We start from the raw sequence: 14,654 nt of genomic DNA, 5'->3' as shown, positions 1-14,654 counted from the left end.
GCTGATCCATCGCCTCGCCGATCTCGTCGAGGCGCACGTCGACGAGCTCGCCATGGCCGACACCCGCGACATGGGCAAGCCGATCACCGACGCGCGGGCGAGGGACGTCCCGCGCACCGCGCAGAACCTCCGCTTCTTCGCCGACCACGCCCGCCTCGCCACGGCCGAGGCCCTGCCCATGGACACCGGCCACCACGCCTACTCCCGCTACGAGCCCGCGGGCGTCGTCGCGGCGATCGCGCCGTGGAACTTCCCGCTGATGCTGGAGTCCTGGAAGGTCGCACCGGCCCTGGCCTGGGGGAACACCGTCGTCCTCAAACCCGCGGAGGACACCCCGGCCTCCGCGACGATCCTCGCGCGCCTCGCGCTGGAGGCGGGCATTCCGCCGGGGGTGTTCAACGTCCTGCACGGCTTCGGCCCGGACTCGGCGGGGGCGGCGCTCACCGCGGACCGCCGGGTCGACCGGATCACGTTCACCGGCGAGTCCGGCACCGGCCGGGTCATCACACAGGCCGCGGCCCGCAACCTGACGCCGGTCAGTCTCGAGCTGGGCGGCAAGGGCGCGAACCTCGTCTTCGCCGACGCGGACCTGGGCAATGCCGTGGACTGGTCGATCAAGGCGATCTTCACCAACGCCGGGCAGGTCTGCCTCGCGGGCTCCCGGCTCTACGTCGAACGGGCCGTGCTCGACGAGTTCCTGGCCCGGTTCGTCGCCGCCGCCGAGGCGCTGCGCATCGGTGACCCGAAGGACCCGGCCACGCAGATCGGGCCGCTGGCGTCGGAGCAGCACTTCGAGAAGGTGCGCGGCTACGTCGAGAACGGGGCCGGGAAGATCCTCACCGGCGGCCTCGGTGACGGCTGGACCATCCGCCCGACGGTCGTCGTCGACGCCCCTGCGGACTCGCCGATCCAGTGCGAGGAGATCTTCGGCCCGGTCGTGACGGTGACGCCGTTCGACACCGAGGCCGAGGCCGTCCACGCCGCCAACGACTCGCCGTACGGGCTCAACGCGATGCTCTTCACGGAGAACCTGTCGCGGGCCCACCGGGTCTCGGCGGCGCTGCGGGCCGGGACGATCTGGGTGAACTGCTTCTTCATCCGCGACCTGCGCGCCCCGTTCGGCGGCTTCGGCGACTCCGGCTGGGGCCGCGAGGGCGGCAACTTCAGCCGCGAGTTCTTCACCGAGCCGAAGGCGGTGGTGATGGCGATCCGCGCCTGACCGCCAGCCTGACCGCTACGGGCAGGTGACGGCTCCCCGGCCGTAGGCTGCCCCGGTGCGGGTGCTGCGGGTGATCGTGCTGCTCGCGGTGCTCACCGCCTGCACCCCCGCGCCCGCCCGCCACCCCGTACCGCGGGTGCCGGGCGTCGCGAGCGTCGAGCTCCCGGGCGGGTTCTCCTCGTACGACCGGCCCACCGCGCCGTACGCATCGCGCAACCCGGTGCACGTCGACACCGCGTTCTTCGAGCGGGGCCCATCCGACGGCCTCGGCGGGCACCACTGCCGCGCCCAGGTCACGGTGTCGCCGTACGACCCGGCCGTGACCGCGCCCCCGGCCTACGTCGAGCTGCTGTCCACGAAGCTGTGCGATCCGGCGTGGTTCGTCTCGGGCAACGCCACCTGGCGGGAGCAGGAGCGCGGGCTCTGGACGGCCGACCTCGGCTACAACGACGTCGGCTGGTTCGGCGTCGACACCCTCCCGGCCACCGGGGTGGTGCTGGTGGCACCGGAGCGTCGCCTGGTCGTCGGGGTCTGGGCCGTCGAGGACGAGTACTCCCCCGGCGAGGCCGTCGACCTCGCCCGGGATGTCCTCGCGAGCGCGCGGTAGTGGTCAGCTGCAGCGGGTGCGGGTGAAGTCCTGCACGCGCTGCAGGGCGGGTGCCGACTCCTGCGCCCTGGCCGCGTAGTCGGGGTCCGTGGACACGGCCGTGGCGTCGCCCGAGGTGCGTTCGTAGATGTCGAGCTGCATCTGGGCCAGCTCGAACGCGCGCTCGGCGTCGGGGCGCAGCTCCGCCGGTGCGGCGTCGAGCACCGCCCGGTACGAGAGGCGCAGCGGTGCGACGGCGGCGGCGACGTCGGCGGCCGGGTGGGGTGCCGGGCCCTTCGCGTTGAGCGCGTTGAGCGGCTTCACGGCCTCGACGTTGGCCCGCACGGCATCGCAGAACGCCTCCCGCGAGGGGGCCGGCGACTCGACGCGGACCGCGGTGGGGGCGGGGGTGGGGGCGGCGGCGCACCCGGCGACTGCGGCGGCCAGCACGATGGGCACAAAGGTGCAACGGACGATCCGATGCATGGATGATCCTCCTGCGACGGATGGACGGTGCTGCGGTGCGCGTCACCCTAGGCAGCCCCGTCCGTCCTGGAACGCCCGGGCCTGTGGATGCGTTGTACGCAACGTGGCGACGAAGCTCTCGGCTCGACGGATCGCGGCGTTCACGGCGCTGTGGCGGTCCCTCACGCAGGCCCGCCGGCCCGGTGCGCCCGGGCTGGAGCAGCGGGTGCGCTCGCTGCCGCGGCTGATCGGGCACACCTTCTCGGGGCGCTACCCCGGTCTCGGACGCGGCAGGCTCGCGATGCTCGGCGTCGCGGTGGCCTACCTGGTCTCGCCGGTCGACCTGGTACCGGAGGCGTTCCTCGCCGTCCTCGGCCTCACCGACGACGCCCTCGTCGCGCTGTGGCTGGGCGGGGCGTTCCTGGCCGAGACCGACCGGTTCCTGGACTGGGAGCGGGCGAAGCCGGTGGTCTTCGACCAGCCCGTGACGGCGCCGCCGCTGCAACTGCGCTGAACCATCTGTTCGCCGCACGCGTGCCTGGGGTAGGCGAGCTCGGCCGAGCTCCGCTCCCCCTGGAGAACAGATGCAGCAAGGCACGACACAGCGCACCGGCCTCGCCGTGCTCGTGGCGTTCGTCCTGAGCTTCGCGGTGATCTACGGGCTCGTGAAGCTCACCTCACCGCAGGACGAGGCGCCGGTCGGCCCGGCGCCCGCCGCGCAGGCACCCGCCGTCGAGGCGCCGGTGGGCTTCGGCACCGGGGTCACCCCGATCGGCACGGTCGTCACCCTGGACGGCCGTACCCTCTACCGCTTCGACAAGGACACGCCGAAGCCGCCCGAGTCGAACTGCGCGGGCAGGTGCGCGACGACGTGGCCGCCGGTGGTCGCACCCGATGGCAAGGCCCCGGAGATCCCCGGCGTGGACCGCTCGCTGGTGGGCACGATCGAGCGCGCGGACGGCACCGTCCAGGTCACGCTGAAGGGCTGGCCGCTCTACACGTACTCGGGCGACTCCGAGCCCGGCCAGGCCAACGGCGAGGGCGTGACCGGGGTGTGGCACGCGGTCGGTGCGGACGGCAAGCCCGCGGTCTCGGGTGCCGGGGCGCGCGGATCCGCCCAGGATCCGGTGCAGGATCCGGTGCGGCCCGAGCCCACGCCCGCGGACGAGCAGGTGCCGGGCGCCGGCTACTGACCCGCGCATCCCGAGCCCGGCACGGTGTCACACGGGTGGCTCCCGGCACCGGTGCCACGCGGGGTGCCCTCCCCTTCTGGGCACCCCGCGCCCCGGGCGGGGCGGCCGACCGACCGCGGCCGCCCCGCTTCCGGTGCGCCGTCCGGAACGACTCGTCGACCCGGCGGCGCAGCGGCGCCTAGCGTGACCGCATGCCGATCCTGAACGTCCACCTCGTGGAGGGCCTGCACACCCCCGAGCAGCATCGGACGCTGCTGGAGGTGATGAGCACCGCCTATGCCGAGGTGCTCGGCTCCCCGCTGGACCGGGTGCGCGCGTACGTCACCCTGCACCGCCCCGAGCACTGGGCGACGGCGGCCGTCACGGCGGCGGAGCGGCCGCTGTCGGCGCCGTACTTCACGGCGGTCGTGCTGGCCGGGCGGCCCGCGGAGCAGCGGGCGCAACTGCTCGCCACGCTCACCGACGTGCTGGTGGACGTCCTCCGGGTGGAGCGCGGCCTCGTACGGGGCAGGGTCGTCCAGGTCGACCCGGCGGACTGGGGGATCGGCGGCGTACCGGCCGCCGCGGTGCGACGCGACGAGATCGCCGCCCGGGCGGCTCGGTAGCGGCGGGAGGCGCAACTCGCGCTGAGGAGAGGCGCAACTCGCGGTCAGAACAGGCCCCGGCGCGCGCCCATGTCCAGCCCGAGCGTGGAGCCGTGCAGGGCGTCGGCCTCGGGGTCGAGCAGCAGCGCAACGGCCCATGCCACCTGCTCCGGGGTGACGAACCGGCGCAGCGGCGACTCGGCGGCCCGCTCGGCGAGCACCGTCGCGACGTCGACGCCGCGGGCGGCGGCGGCGCGGGCGAGGAGCCCGCGCAGGCGCGGTGTGTCGGCGGGGCCGGGGGCGACGAGGTGCACGGTGACCCCGCGCGGGCCGTAGACGTGGGCGAGCTGGCGGACGAGGTTCGCCAGGCCCGCGTTCGTCACCCCCGCCGCTGGCGCGTACGGGGCCGGCTCGATCCCGTAGTGCCCGCCGAGAGCGACGATGCGCGAGCCGGCGACGAGCCGGTCGTCCACCGCGCGCACGAGGCGCAGGAGCCCGCCCACCTTGAGCGCGACGGCCGCGCCCAGCGCGTCCGGGACGATCTCCTCGACCGGCCCGGCGGCGGGCAGGCCCGCCGCCTGCACGACCATCCGCACCGGCCCGTCGAGATCCGCGAGCGTCGCGCGGATCGCGTCCACCACCTCGTCCGAGGCGATGTCGCCCGCGCACGGGACGAAGCCCGCCGACGGGGGCGTGCGGGCCACCGCCACGACGGTGAGACCCGCCTTCTGCAGCCGGGCGGCGATGGGCCCGCCCAGCGCGCCCGTCGCACCGACCACGACCGCGATCCCGGCGTCCCCGGCTCCGCCCGCCCGCCCGGCGCCCGACGCGGGGCCGCTCGCGCCGCCGGTCCCGGCCCGGCCCGTCCCGCCCCCACCGCCGCCGCTCACGCCGCCCGCCGCCCCAGGCCGAGGGCCGCGCGGGCGGTGTCGAACGCCGCGTCGGGGTCGGCGTAGTCCAGCAGCACGGCCACCATCCCCGCCCGCCGGGCCCCGTCGACGTTCCCGGGCATGTCGTCGACGAACACGATCTCGCCCGGCGGCAGGCCGAGGCGTCGGGCGGCGATCGCGTAGGCCCGCGGGTCGGGCTTGAGCACGCCGATGTCCGAGCCGTCCACCAGCACGTCGAACTCGGCGAGGAACGGGTGCTCGGACACCGCGTCCTCGCCGTGGAAGGCGCGCAGGTCGTTGGTGAGCACGCCGACGGGGACGCCGGCGGCGCGCGCGTCCGCGGCGAGGCGCCGCGCCCCGGGCCGCAGCCCGGGCTGCCCGAAGAGCAGGTGCATGAACTCCTGCACCGTCCAGCCGGGGCGGCCGAGGGCCGCCCCGAACTCCGCACCCCGGCGGTGCCAGTACTCGCGCTCGGTGATCCCCCCGGTGATCATCTCGTCCCACTCGGGATCCGCGACGGGACCGAGGGGGCCCCGCCGGGCGCACACCTCCCGCAGCGCGGGTTCCCGCTCGGCGAGGTCCGCCATCGCCTCGACGCCGGAGCCGATGGCGGTTCCGCCGAGGTCGAGCAGCAGGGCGCGGGGCATGCGGTGTCCTCTCGGGGGCCTCGGCCGCCGACGCTAGGTGCGGCCGGCCCGTCGGGGGAAGCGCAGCGTTTCGGACCGCCGAACCGGACGGGCCGCCGGAGGCCGTCCGGCCGCCGCGTTCCCCACAGCCGAACGTCCTGCTTGTAGCACAGGTGTGGCCGCTGTCACGGTCCGCGACGACTCGCCTTCCCACCCCAGGAGGTCCCCGTGGCCAACGTCGTCCCGCTCGAGGAGTTCACCAAGGAGTGGTACCCGGGCTACAAGCCCGAGTTCTTCGACGCCCCGTACGTCGTCGACAACGCCTCGCTGTTCCGGCCGGGCGACGAGAACCAGTTCTGGTTCCTCGACTTCCACTGGTCGCGCGGGCTCACCCCGCTCGCGGCCACCCTGTGGTCGTCGGACGGCTACTGCCACGGCACACAGCACGCCTCGGAGGAGCTGCCGCTGCCGCCCGGGCGCGGCGTCACCTGCCGCTTCGCCGGGACGCACCTCTACGGCTCGCCGATCCCGGAGACCGACCCGCGCGAGATCGGCGCCCGCGCCAACCGGCTCGGCGTCACGCTCCCGCACTTCCTGCAGAACTACCGCTCCATCTGGGAGGCCGGTCGCGACGAGCTCGAGGCCAGCTGGGTCTACTTCCAGGGCCTCGACCTGCCCACGCTCTCCGCCGAGGACCTCGCCACGACGATCGTGGCGGCGCGGCGCTACCACAAGCGCTCGATGACGATCCACTTCGACGTGATGTATCCGATGCTGGTCAACTTCCTGGGCTTCTACGGCTCGTGCGCCGAGCTCGGCATCGACACGAACCTCGTCGGCAAGTTCCTCCAGGGCGAGGAGACCAAGATCATGGAGCTGGACCGGGAGCTGTACCAGCTCGCGGTGAAGGCCCGCCAGGCCGGGCTCGCGCAGGTCTTCGCGGACAACGAGCCCGCGCAGCTGCGCGCGGCGCTCTCGGCCCACGGCGGCTCCGCGTCCCAGTGGCTCACCGACTTCGACGACTTCCTGCAGGTCTACGGCTGGCGCGCGGACGCCACCTGCGACGTCGGCCTGCCCAGCTGGGTCGAGGACAACACCAACCCGCTCGGGCTGGTGAAGACCTTCCTGCTCCGGGACACCGACCACGACTTCGAGGCCGCGGCGCGCAACGCGCTCGCCGAGCGCGACGCCGCCATCGACGCCGCCCGCTCGGGCCTCACCAGGGAGGAGCAGGCCGTCTTCGACGGGGGTCTTGCGGCCAACCAGGCCGCCAACTTCCCGTGGTGGCAGGACGACCACAACTTCTACATCGACCTCAAGGTCATGCTGCCGCTGCGCCACGCCTGCCAGGAGCTGGCGCGTCGCGTCGGGGCCGACCGGAACGACGACATGCTCTACCTGTTCTGGCCCGAGCTCCTCGACGTCGCGGGCGGGAAGGGCTACACCGGCGACCTGAAGAGCCTCGTGCACGACCGCCGCCAGTACTTCGACCACTGGTTCCACAAGCGCGGCGAGATGCCCAAGGTGCTCGGCACCATCCCGGACTCCGTCGAGGACCCGGTGCTCATCGAGATCTTCGGCATCAACCCGGGCTCGCTGCGCGCCGTCCAGAACCCCGACGCCGCCAAGGAGACGACCCTGACCGGTGTCGCCGCCGCGAAGGGCGTGGCCACCGGCATCGCGCGCGTCCTGCAGAGCGCCGACGACCTGCACCGCGTCGCGCCCGGCGAGATCCTCGTCTGCGAGTCCACCTCACCCAACTGGACGCCCGCGTTCGGCAAGATTGCCGCGTGCGTCTGCGACGGCGGTGGCATGCTGAGCCACGCCGCCATCGTGGGCCGCGAGTACGGCGTCCCGACCGTCACGGCGGTCGGCGTCGCCACCCTGGCCGTCGGCGACGGCGACAAGATCGAGGTGGACGGCACGAACGGCCGGGTCACCGTGCTGCAGAAGGCCGCCGACAGCGTCGAAACCGCGCCGGCGGACGCGTGACAGGGGTGTTGATGGTGGGGACCGGATCGATCGTCTGGGTCGGCGAGGTCGATCCGGCCACCGCGGTCGCCGTCGCCGGCTCGAAGATGGGGCGGCTCTCCGAGCTGCACCGGGCCGGGGTGCAGGTGCCGGACGGCTTCGCCGTCACCGTCGAGGCCTACCGGCGCCACTGCGCCGAGTCCGGGCTGGACGTGCGGATCGACGAGGTCCTCGCACCGCTGGGCACGGAGCCCTCGCCCGCCCAGGTGGAGGACGCCTCCCGGCGCATCCGCGATCTGTTCGCGGCCACGCCGATGTCGGACGAACTCGCGGGCGAGGTCACCGAGGCCTACGAGGAGCTGTGCCTGCGCTGCGTGGACGTCAACGTGCCCACGGCGGTGCGCTCGTCGGCCACCGGCGAGGACGCGGCCGACGCCTCGTTCGCGGGGATCTTCGACACCTATCTCGGGGTGTCGGGCACCCCGCGGGTGCTCGACGCGATCCGGGCCTGCTGGGGGTCGCTGTTCACCGGCCGGGCCCTGGCCTACCGGCTGCGCAAGCGGATCAGCCACCACGACATGCCGATCGCGGTCGGCGTGATCGAGCTGATCCACGCCCGCTCGTCCGGGGTGGCGTTCTCGGTGCACCCGGTCACGGGCAAGCCGGACCGGATCGTCATCGAGACGTCCTGGGGCTGGGGCGAGGCGATCGTGCAGGGCCTGGTCAACCCCGACCACGTCGAGGTCGGCAAGTCCGACGGCCGGACACTGCGCTACGACGTCGCCCACAAGGCCGTCGTGTCGGCCTTCGACTTCGCCGAGGGCAAGGTCTGCGAGATCGACATGCCGGCCAAGCTCGCCGACCGCCGGGTCCTCGACGAGGAGCAGGTCACGGCGGTCACCGAGGCGGTGAAGTCGATCGAGGAGCACTACGGCTACCCGGTCGACGTCGAGTGGGTCATCTCGCGGCACCGCCGGGCGGGCGACCCGGTGTGCATCGTGCAGTCCCGGCCGGTGACGGTGGTGGCGGAGGAGAAGCCCGCCACCACGTACGACCCGGTGGCGCTGGCGCAGAAGTACGTCTTCAGCGGCCGGGCGATCCCGGGGCGGTGACCTGGTGGGCGGGGATCGTCCCCTCCACGGTCCCCGCCCACCGGATCACGTCCCCGGCGGCGGCAGGACGTCGACCCGCTGCGGGACCGACGCGGCTACGTCCAGGGGCCGATCCCGCCGACGCGGTCGACCCGCACCCGCACGACGTAGCCCGGCGGCGGGTCCGGCGGCGGGTCCGGCGGCAGCGGGAACTCCCCTCCGGTGTAGACGCGGCCCAGCCTGCGCAGGAGCTCCGGAGCGCCGCCCTCGGTCACCCGCGCCGTCCCGTGGACGACGAGGTAGTGGCGCATCCCGATGGCGTTGGTCTCGGCCGCCTCCAGCGAGAACGTGATCCGCGGGTCCCGGCGCAGGTTGCGCACCTTGCGGTGCTCGCCCAGGTGGGCCATGACGATCTCGGTGTCCTCGCCGTCGCCGTCGCCGTCCAGCCCGATCCACACGGCGCTGACCTGGGGCCCGCCGTCGGGATCGATCGTGACGCAGTGGGCGAGGCGGCCGGACTCGATGAGGGCGCGCGCGCTCTCGGGCAGCGTGGTCATGGCCACAGCCTGCCACCGGCTCCTGGTGGGAATCCGGCATGCGGCGGGTCGCGGAGGTGCACCGGCCGGGGGAGCAGGGCCGCACCGGCGGTCCCGCGGCTCGTCGTGCGGGTCGGATGAGGGCCGGCGGAGCGCGAGCCACCTCCGAAGATCGTGCTGCACTAGGCTGACCGGGTGAGTATCCGGGTGGTCGCCGCCGAGGACAGCTACCTGGTCCGCGAAGGCCTGCGGCTGCTGCTCGCGACGCAGGACGACCTCGACCTCGTCGCCTGCGTGGCCACCGCGGACGAGTTGCGCGCCGCCGTCGCCGAGCACGGGCCGGACGTGGTGCTCACCGACGTGCGGATGCCGCCCGGCGAGCGCGACGAGGGCATCCGGGTGGCCGAGGAACTGGCCGGCACCCACCCCGGCCTCGGCGTCGTGCTGCTGTCGCAGTACCTGGAGCCGGACTGGGCCGTGCGGCTGTTCGACGGCGGCGCCGCCGGCCGGGCCTACCTGCTCAAGGAGCGGGTCGGCGACCTCGCGCAGCTGCGGCACGCGCTGGAGTCCGTGGTGGCGGGCGGCACCGTGCTGGACCCGCTGGTGGTGGAGGCGCTGGTGCGGGGCAGGGCCGCCCAGCGGGCCTCCCCGCTGACCCGGCTCACGCCGCGGGAACGGCAGGTGCTGGGGCTCGTTGCCGAGGGCCTGTCGAACGCGGCGATCGCGGCCCGGCTGGTGCTCTCCGAACGGGCGGTGGAGAAGCACATCACCTCGGTGCTCGCGAAGCTCGATCTCGACCCCGGGGACGGGACGGTGCACCGGCGCGTGCGTGCGGTGCTGCTCTACCTGTCCGAAGCCGCCGGCTGAACCGGCTGAACCGGGATCCGCCCGCTCACCCGCGTCCCGCCCGCGTCGGAACGCACCCGGGTGCGGCCGCCGAGCGCCGCGATCCGGTCGGTGATCCCCGCCAGCCCGGCACCGGCCGCGGCACGGTCGGGGTCGAACCCGCAGCCGTCGTCACGCACGCAGAAGCGCAGCGACTCCGCGTCGGCGTCGAGGTCGACGGCGACGTTGCGGGGCGCGCCGTGCCGCACGGCGTTCTGCACGGCCTCCAGGCAGGCGAAGTAGACCGCAGCCTCGACCGCGCGCGGGTAGCGGTGCAGCCCGCGCGCCGTGACCGCCACGGGCGGGCCCAGGTCCCGGGTCCCGGCCCGCACGGCCTCGGCGATCCCGCCGTGCTCCAGCACCGGGGGGTGCAGCCCGCGGGCCAGCTCGCGCAGCGACCGGATCGCGGCGTCGACCTCCCGCCCCAGGGCGTCCAGCTCGGCGTCTGTGCCGTCTCCGGTGCCGTCTCCGGTGCCGTTCCCCGTGTCGCCGCCCCTGCTGACCGCGGCGACCCCGGCCCGCAGCGCCCCGATCCGCAGCCGCACGGCGATCAGCCGCGCCTGCGCCCCGTCGTGGATGTCGCGCTCCAGGCCGCGACGGGCCCGGTCCTGTGCCTCGACCAGCCGCTGCCGCGACGCCTGGAGTTCCTCGAGGCGGGCCTGCAGCTCGGTGGTGAGCCGGTCGTTGCGCAGCACCAGGCCCAGCGCGTGCGCGACGTCGTCGAGCAGCTGTGGCGCGTCCGGGACGAGGTCGGCGGCGGCGTGGGCGTGCAGGTGCAGCTCGCCGAACCGCTCCCCCTGATGGACGACGGCGGCGCGCAGCACCGGGGCCGTCGCGGCGGACGGGGCGCCCGCCGAACCCGCAGCGGCCGCCGGGCCGACCGCCCCGGCCGGCCACATCTCGGCCCGCGCCGCGCCGGTGGAACGCACCAGGAGCTCCGTGACCTCCTCGAGCACCTCGGTGGTGGTCGCGTCCCGGCCCGCGTGGGCGAGCCGGGACAGCACGTCGGTGCGGTCGGCCCGGCGCCGGTAGAGCACCCGCTCCACCACGCGCTGGGTGCGCCGGCGCACCGGCTCGACCAGCAGCGCCACCACCGCCACGGCGGCCAGCGGCAGCAGCGTGCCCTCGACGTTGCGGCCCAGCAGCTCGCCGAGCCCGACCACGACCGTCAGGTACACCGCCACGACCAGCACGGACAGCACGGCCGCTGCGGCGGCCCTGCCCAGGACCGGCTCCAGGTCGTGCAGCCGGTACCGGGCGACGGCCAGCGCGTAGGCGACGAGCAGGACGGTGAGCGCGACGTGCACGGCCGGCACCCACAGCCACTGCCACGGGTAGGTCGCGACCGTCACCACCGCCATCACCGCCGCGGCCCCGCCCACCACCCGGAACGGGCGGCGCCCCGCCGGCTCCGCGCGCCGCCACCGCAGGGCCAGCGCGACCAGCGCGGCCACCGTCGCGGCCGCCACGGCGAGCCCGCCTGCGACGGCCAGCACCGGCACGACCACCGGGGCCTGCGGCGTCGACCACGTCGCGCCCGGCCAGGCGTCGATCCCGAACGCGACGACGAGCGCCAGCGTCCCCGCGGCGGCGGTGGCGACCGCGATCCGCCAGCGCGGCGAGGGCAGCCGGCCGTCCGGGAAGACCAGCGGGAGCACGGCGATGATCAGCACCGGCGCCGGCACCCAGCTCCAGGACATCACGAACAGCGGCACGGACGCGGTGAGCGGCAGGGTGGCCGGGACCAGGGTCTCCCCGGTCACGGTGAGCGGCCCGGTGATCCCGGCCGCCACCAGGCCGACGTCGGTGAGCGTCGCGGCCACCACGTGCACCGCCTCGACGATCGCGACGGCGAGCAGCACCTGCCCGGCGCGGTGGCCGGGATGGCGGCGCAGCACCAGGGGGGCGAGCCAGAACAGCGCCACCGACGAGGGCGCGTTGGCGAGCAGGTACAGCCCGTACCACGCCTCGAGCGGGCGCCCGCGCACGAGCATCACCAGGCACGCGGCGGACACCACGGCGGTACCGGTCACCGCGACCACCGTCAGCCTGCGGTCGGGGCGCCGGTCCCGGGGCGTCATCGGTCGAGTATCGGGCCCTGCGGCCGGCGGCGGCAGCGGGCGGGCCGCACCCCCTGCGGTGCGGCTGCCCGCACCCCGACCGGCGGGATCACCGGGTGGGCGGGCGGACCCGCTCCGGCGAGGCTGGACGCCCACTCACCAGGGAGGCGCTCATGAACGTCCTGTCCCCACGCGCGGCGCGTATCCACGGCGTCGCGACCATCCTCGCCCCGCTGCTGCTTCTCGCGAGCAGCCTCGCCTACGTGCTCGTCGGGGGCGGGATCAACAACGGCGTGTGGGGTGGCATCCTCGGCGCCTGGTCCGCGCTCGCGTTCGTCGTCGCGTTCGCCGGCATCGGCCGCGTGGTCGAGCCCGCCGCACCACGCGCGGCACCGGTCGTCGCGGGGATCGCCCTGGTCGGATGGGCGACCGGGATCGGCTTCCAGACCAACGCCATGTACACGGCACTGCGCGGCGACGACCTGCTCTTCGACGCCAGCGAGGGCGAGAACGCGGTCATCCTGCTGGCGTTCCTGCCGTGGGGCTGGTTCGCCCCGCTGGGGTTCGTGCTCCTCGGGTGGCTGCTGTGGCGCACCGGACTCGGCGCCCGTTGGCAGGCCGCGCTGCTGGTGCTCGGCGGGGTGCTGTTCCTCGTCGGCTACCCGGCCCAGATCGCCGCCGCCGCGCTGGCCTCGAACGTGGCTGTGGTGCTGGCGGTCGTGCCGCTGGGCTACGCGATCCTCACCGGCACCTTCGGCGCGGTCGACCGGCCGTCCGAGCGGCCGTCGACGCAGGTGGCGGGGTGAGCCCGGTGGAACCGACCCGAGGTGGCGCCGTGACCGACGCCGCGGCCGTCCTGTCCCCGACCGCGGCACGCATCCACGGCTGGGCGGTGATCCTCGGCCCGCTGCTGCTGCTGGCCAGCACGCTCGCGTTCCTGACCGAGGGGGGTGTGAACGCCGGGGCGCTCGGCGGGGTGATCGGGGTCTGGTCGGTCTTCACCCTCGCGATCGGGTTCGTCGGGCTGCACCGGCTCCTCGAACCGCTGGCGCCCCGGGCCGCGCCGGTGGTGCTGGCGATCGGCCTGATCGGGTTCACGGCGGGCGCTGCCTTCAACCTCCTCGCCGTGGTCGAGGCGCCGCCCGCCACGGCCCCGGTGGCGTTCGACGCCGCGGTCGTGAACCACGGGCCGTTCGTGCTGCTCGCGCTGCTGCCGTGGGGCTGGTTCGCGCCGCTCACGTTCGTGCTCACCGGGATCCTGCTCCTGCGGACCGGCCTGGCCGCCCGCTGGTCGGCCCTGCTGATGGTGGTCGCGGGGTTGCTGTTCCTCGTCGGGCGCCCGGCCCGGATCGACGCGGTCGCGCTGGCCGCGGACGTCGCGCTCGTCGTGGCCATGGTCCCGCTCGGCTGGGCGATGGTGTCCGCGGCCCGACGCGCCGTCGTGCCGACGCGCTGAGCCGGCGGCCGGCCCGTGCCAGGCGAGCGTGCACTCCGTCCGCCCGGCGGCTGTGTCAGCGCACGCTCGGTGCGGGCCCGGCCGCCGTCACGGGCACTCCCGCGGGCCGGTGAGCTCCGGACGGCCGGGCGAGGTGATCTGCGCGGGGAGCAGGCACCCGCGCACCGCCCCGTCCGGCTCCACCTGCACCTGCGCAACGGCCGTGCGCGCGCTCTCCGGGCCCAGGAGCGGCCAGACGAAGTTGCCCAGGCCCCAGGCGATCGGCCGGCCCTGGTAGGTCTCCATCGCCTGCAGCCGGTGCTGGTGGTGGCCGAACACGGCGTCCGCCCCGGCGTCGACCATCGCGTGGGCCCTGGCGACGTCGTCCCGGCGGGGGGTCGTGTCGAGTTCCATGCCCCAGTGGATCGTGACGAACACCAGGTCGGCGCGGGCGCCCGCGGCGCGCACGGCCGCGACCATCCGGTCGGTGTCGTCCCCGCTCGCCATCCCCGGCCGCCCCGGCCCGGCCAGCCACTTCGGGTCCGGGACCACACCACCGAAGCCCAGCACGGCGATCCGCCAGCCCTTCACCTCGACGATCGCCGGGGCGTGCGCCTCCCGGTCGTCGGCGCCCACCCCGACGGGCGCGATCCCGGCGGCCCGCAGCTGGGTGAGCGAGTCCAGCATCGCCTCGGCCCCGTAGTCGCGGACGTGGTTGTTCGCGAGGTTCGCGACCTCCACCCCCGCGGCCCGGGCGGCCGGGAGCGCGGCCGGGTCGCAGCGGAAGTTGAACGTCTTCGGGTCGATCGCGCCCAGCGCGGAGACGGGGCACTCCAGGTTGACCACGGTGAGGTCGTCACCCGCGAAGAGGCCGCCGAGCCCGGACCAGGCGTGCTCGTAGCGGCCGCGCAGGGCGGGGATGTAGCCGGGATCGAGGTTGACGTCGCCCGTGGCGTGCACGACCAGCGCCTCCCGGGGCGGCTGCTCGACGACGGGCGCCGGCCCGGCCTGTGCCTCCACCATCAGCACCTCCCGCTCCGGTGCCGCGCACCCCGCGACCAGCACGAGCACCGCCACCGCGACCCGCACCGCACACCTGCCCCCCATACGGCG

Annotated in this window: 16 protein-coding genes; 10 read left to right on the top strand and 6 right to left on the bottom strand. The window is 75.0% G+C overall.

What is annotated here, in order from left to right:
• Together AB7J25_RS18515 and AB7J25_RS18510 are read left to right on the top strand one after the other, a co-directional pair.
• On the top strand, window positions 1-1,219 hold a 1,219-nt coding region (locus tag AB7J25_RS18515), incomplete at its 5' end, for an aldehyde dehydrogenase (protein WP_428510687.1).
• Between the two features lie 55 nt (window positions 1,220-1,274).
• A complete protein-coding gene (locus AB7J25_RS18510; protein ID WP_428510685.1) occupies window positions 1,275-1,826 on the top strand; it encodes a hypothetical protein in 552 nt (183 codons plus the stop codon).
• A 3-nt stretch (window positions 1,827-1,829) separates the two neighbouring features.
• Here AB7J25_RS18510 and AB7J25_RS18505 read toward each other — a convergent pair whose 3' ends face one another.
• Window positions 1,830-2,264: a hypothetical protein gene (locus AB7J25_RS18505; RefSeq protein ID WP_428510684.1), complete on the bottom strand. Its 435-nt coding sequence runs from the start codon at window positions 2,262-2,264 to the stop codon at window positions 1,830-1,832.
• A gap of 130 nt (window positions 2,265-2,394) precedes the next feature.
• On the opposite strand from AB7J25_RS18505, the gene AB7J25_RS18500 reads away from it, so the two are divergent.
• The 3 genes from AB7J25_RS18500 (at window position 2,395) to AB7J25_RS18490 (ending at window position 4,068) form a co-directional block, all read left to right on the top strand.
• The gene (locus tag AB7J25_RS18500; protein ID WP_428510682.1) at window positions 2,395-2,784 is read left to right on the top strand and encodes a YkvA family protein; all 390 of its coding nucleotides are present in this window, start codon (window positions 2,395-2,397) and stop codon (window positions 2,782-2,784) included.
• Window positions 2,785-2,854: 70 nt separating this feature from the next.
• A complete protein-coding gene (locus AB7J25_RS18495) occupies window positions 2,855-3,463 on the top strand; it encodes a COG4315 family predicted lipoprotein (protein ID WP_428510680.1) in 609 nt (202 codons plus the stop codon).
• A 191-nt stretch (window positions 3,464-3,654) separates the two neighbouring features.
• Window positions 3,655-4,068: a tautomerase family protein gene (locus tag AB7J25_RS18490; RefSeq protein ID WP_428510678.1), complete on the top strand. Its 414-nt coding sequence runs from the start codon at window positions 3,655-3,657 to the stop codon at window positions 4,066-4,068.
• A gap of 44 nt (window positions 4,069-4,112) precedes the next feature.
• On the opposite strand, the gene AB7J25_RS18485 is transcribed toward AB7J25_RS18490, so the two are convergent.
• Together AB7J25_RS18485 and AB7J25_RS18480 are read right to left on the bottom strand one after the other, a co-directional pair.
• Complete coding sequence (locus AB7J25_RS18485; RefSeq protein ID WP_428510676.1) at window positions 4,113-4,937, bottom strand: SDR family NAD(P)-dependent oxidoreductase; 825 nt, start codon at window positions 4,935-4,937, stop codon at window positions 4,113-4,115.
• Window positions 4,934-5,584 (bottom strand): HAD-IA family hydrolase, encoded by a 651-nt coding sequence (locus AB7J25_RS18480; protein ID WP_428510674.1) that lies wholly within the window; start codon window positions 5,582-5,584, stop codon window positions 4,934-4,936. Before AB7J25_RS18480 ends, AB7J25_RS18485 begins: the two co-directional genes overlap by 4 nt.
• Window positions 5,585-5,791: 207 nt before the next feature.
• On the opposite strand from AB7J25_RS18480, the gene AB7J25_RS18475 reads away from it, so the two are divergent.
• Both AB7J25_RS18475 and AB7J25_RS18470 read left to right on the top strand, forming a co-directional pair.
• Window positions 5,792-7,555: a PEP-utilizing enzyme gene (locus AB7J25_RS18475; RefSeq protein WP_428510672.1), complete on the top strand. Its 1,764-nt coding sequence runs from the start codon at window positions 5,792-5,794 to the stop codon at window positions 7,553-7,555.
• 11 nt (window positions 7,556-7,566) lie between these two features.
• Window positions 7,567-8,646 (top strand): PEP/pyruvate-binding domain-containing protein, encoded by a 1,080-nt coding sequence (locus AB7J25_RS18470; protein ID WP_428510670.1) that lies wholly within the window; start codon window positions 7,567-7,569, stop codon window positions 8,644-8,646.
• Window positions 8,647-8,741: 95 nt separating this feature from the next.
• On the opposite strand, the gene AB7J25_RS18465 is transcribed toward AB7J25_RS18470, so the two are convergent.
• Window positions 8,742-9,182, bottom strand: a complete 441-nt coding sequence (locus AB7J25_RS18465) for a TIGR03618 family F420-dependent PPOX class oxidoreductase (protein WP_428510668.1) — start codon at window positions 9,180-9,182, stop codon at window positions 8,742-8,744.
• A 180-nt stretch (window positions 9,183-9,362) separates the two neighbouring features.
• Here AB7J25_RS18465 and AB7J25_RS18460 point away from each other — a divergent pair, with 180 nt between their 5' ends.
• Window positions 9,363-10,028 carry a response regulator transcription factor gene (locus AB7J25_RS18460; RefSeq protein WP_428510691.1) on the top strand — a complete coding sequence of 222 codons (666 nt, stop codon included), beginning with the start codon at window positions 9,363-9,365 and terminating at the stop codon, window positions 10,026-10,028.
• On the opposite strand, the gene AB7J25_RS18455 is transcribed toward AB7J25_RS18460, so the two are convergent.
• Complete coding sequence (locus AB7J25_RS18455; RefSeq protein ID WP_428510666.1) at window positions 10,004-12,127, bottom strand: sensor histidine kinase; 2,124 nt, start codon at window positions 12,125-12,127, stop codon at window positions 10,004-10,006. The genes AB7J25_RS18460 and AB7J25_RS18455 overlap by 25 nt on opposite strands.
• Before the next feature lie 152 nt (window positions 12,128-12,279).
• On the opposite strand from AB7J25_RS18455, the gene AB7J25_RS18450 reads away from it, so the two are divergent.
• Window positions 12,280-12,912: a hypothetical protein gene (locus AB7J25_RS18450; RefSeq protein ID WP_428510664.1), complete on the top strand. Its 633-nt coding sequence runs from the start codon at window positions 12,280-12,282 to the stop codon at window positions 12,910-12,912.
• 29 nt (window positions 12,913-12,941) lie between these two features.
• Window positions 12,942-13,562, top strand: a complete 621-nt coding sequence (locus tag AB7J25_RS18445; RefSeq protein WP_428510663.1) for a hypothetical protein — start codon at window positions 12,942-12,944, stop codon at window positions 13,560-13,562.
• Between the two features lie 87 nt (window positions 13,563-13,649).
• Here AB7J25_RS18445 and AB7J25_RS18440 read toward each other — a convergent pair whose 3' ends face one another.
• Complete coding sequence (locus AB7J25_RS18440; RefSeq protein ID WP_428510661.1) at window positions 13,650-14,648, bottom strand: CapA family protein; 999 nt, start codon at window positions 14,646-14,648, stop codon at window positions 13,650-13,652.
• Window positions 14,649-14,654 lie beyond the last annotated feature (6 nt).

Origin of the sequence: Pseudonocardia sp. (genome assembly GCF_050246655.1) — a bacterium.
Lineage (GTDB): Bacteria > Actinomycetota > Actinomycetes > Mycobacteriales > Pseudonocardiaceae > Pseudonocardia.
The sequence above is the reverse complement of the archived record's forward strand: the minus strand, read 5'-3'. Positions and strand labels throughout refer to the sequence as shown.

Coding starts and splice junctions, on each gene's coding strand:
- AB7J25_RS18495 (WP_428510680.1), top strand. CDS start 2,855: ATGCAGCAAGGCACGACACAGCGCACCGGCCTCGCCGTGCTCGTGGCG.
- AB7J25_RS18490 (WP_428510678.1), top strand. CDS start 3,655: ATGCCGATCCTGAACGTCCACCTCGTGGAGGGCCTGCACACCCCCGAG.
- AB7J25_RS18480 (WP_428510674.1), bottom strand. CDS start 5,584: ATGCCCCGCGCCCTGCTGCTCGACCTCGGCGGAACCGCCATCGGCTCC.
- AB7J25_RS18470 (WP_428510670.1), top strand. CDS start 7,567: ATGGTGGGGACCGGATCGATCGTCTGGGTCGGCGAGGTCGATCCGGCC.
- AB7J25_RS18465 (WP_428510668.1), bottom strand. CDS start 9,182: ATGACCACGCTGCCCGAGAGCGCGCGCGCCCTCATCGAGTCCGGCCGC.
- AB7J25_RS18455 (WP_428510666.1), bottom strand. CDS start 12,127: ATGACGCCCCGGGACCGGCGCCCCGACCGCAGGCTGACGGTGGTCGCG.
- AB7J25_RS18450 (WP_428510664.1), top strand. CDS start 12,280: ATGAACGTCCTGTCCCCACGCGCGGCGCGTATCCACGGCGTCGCGACC.
- AB7J25_RS18440 (WP_428510661.1), bottom strand. CDS start 14,648: ATGGGGGGCAGGTGTGCGGTGCGGGTCGCGGTGGCGGTGCTCGTGCTG.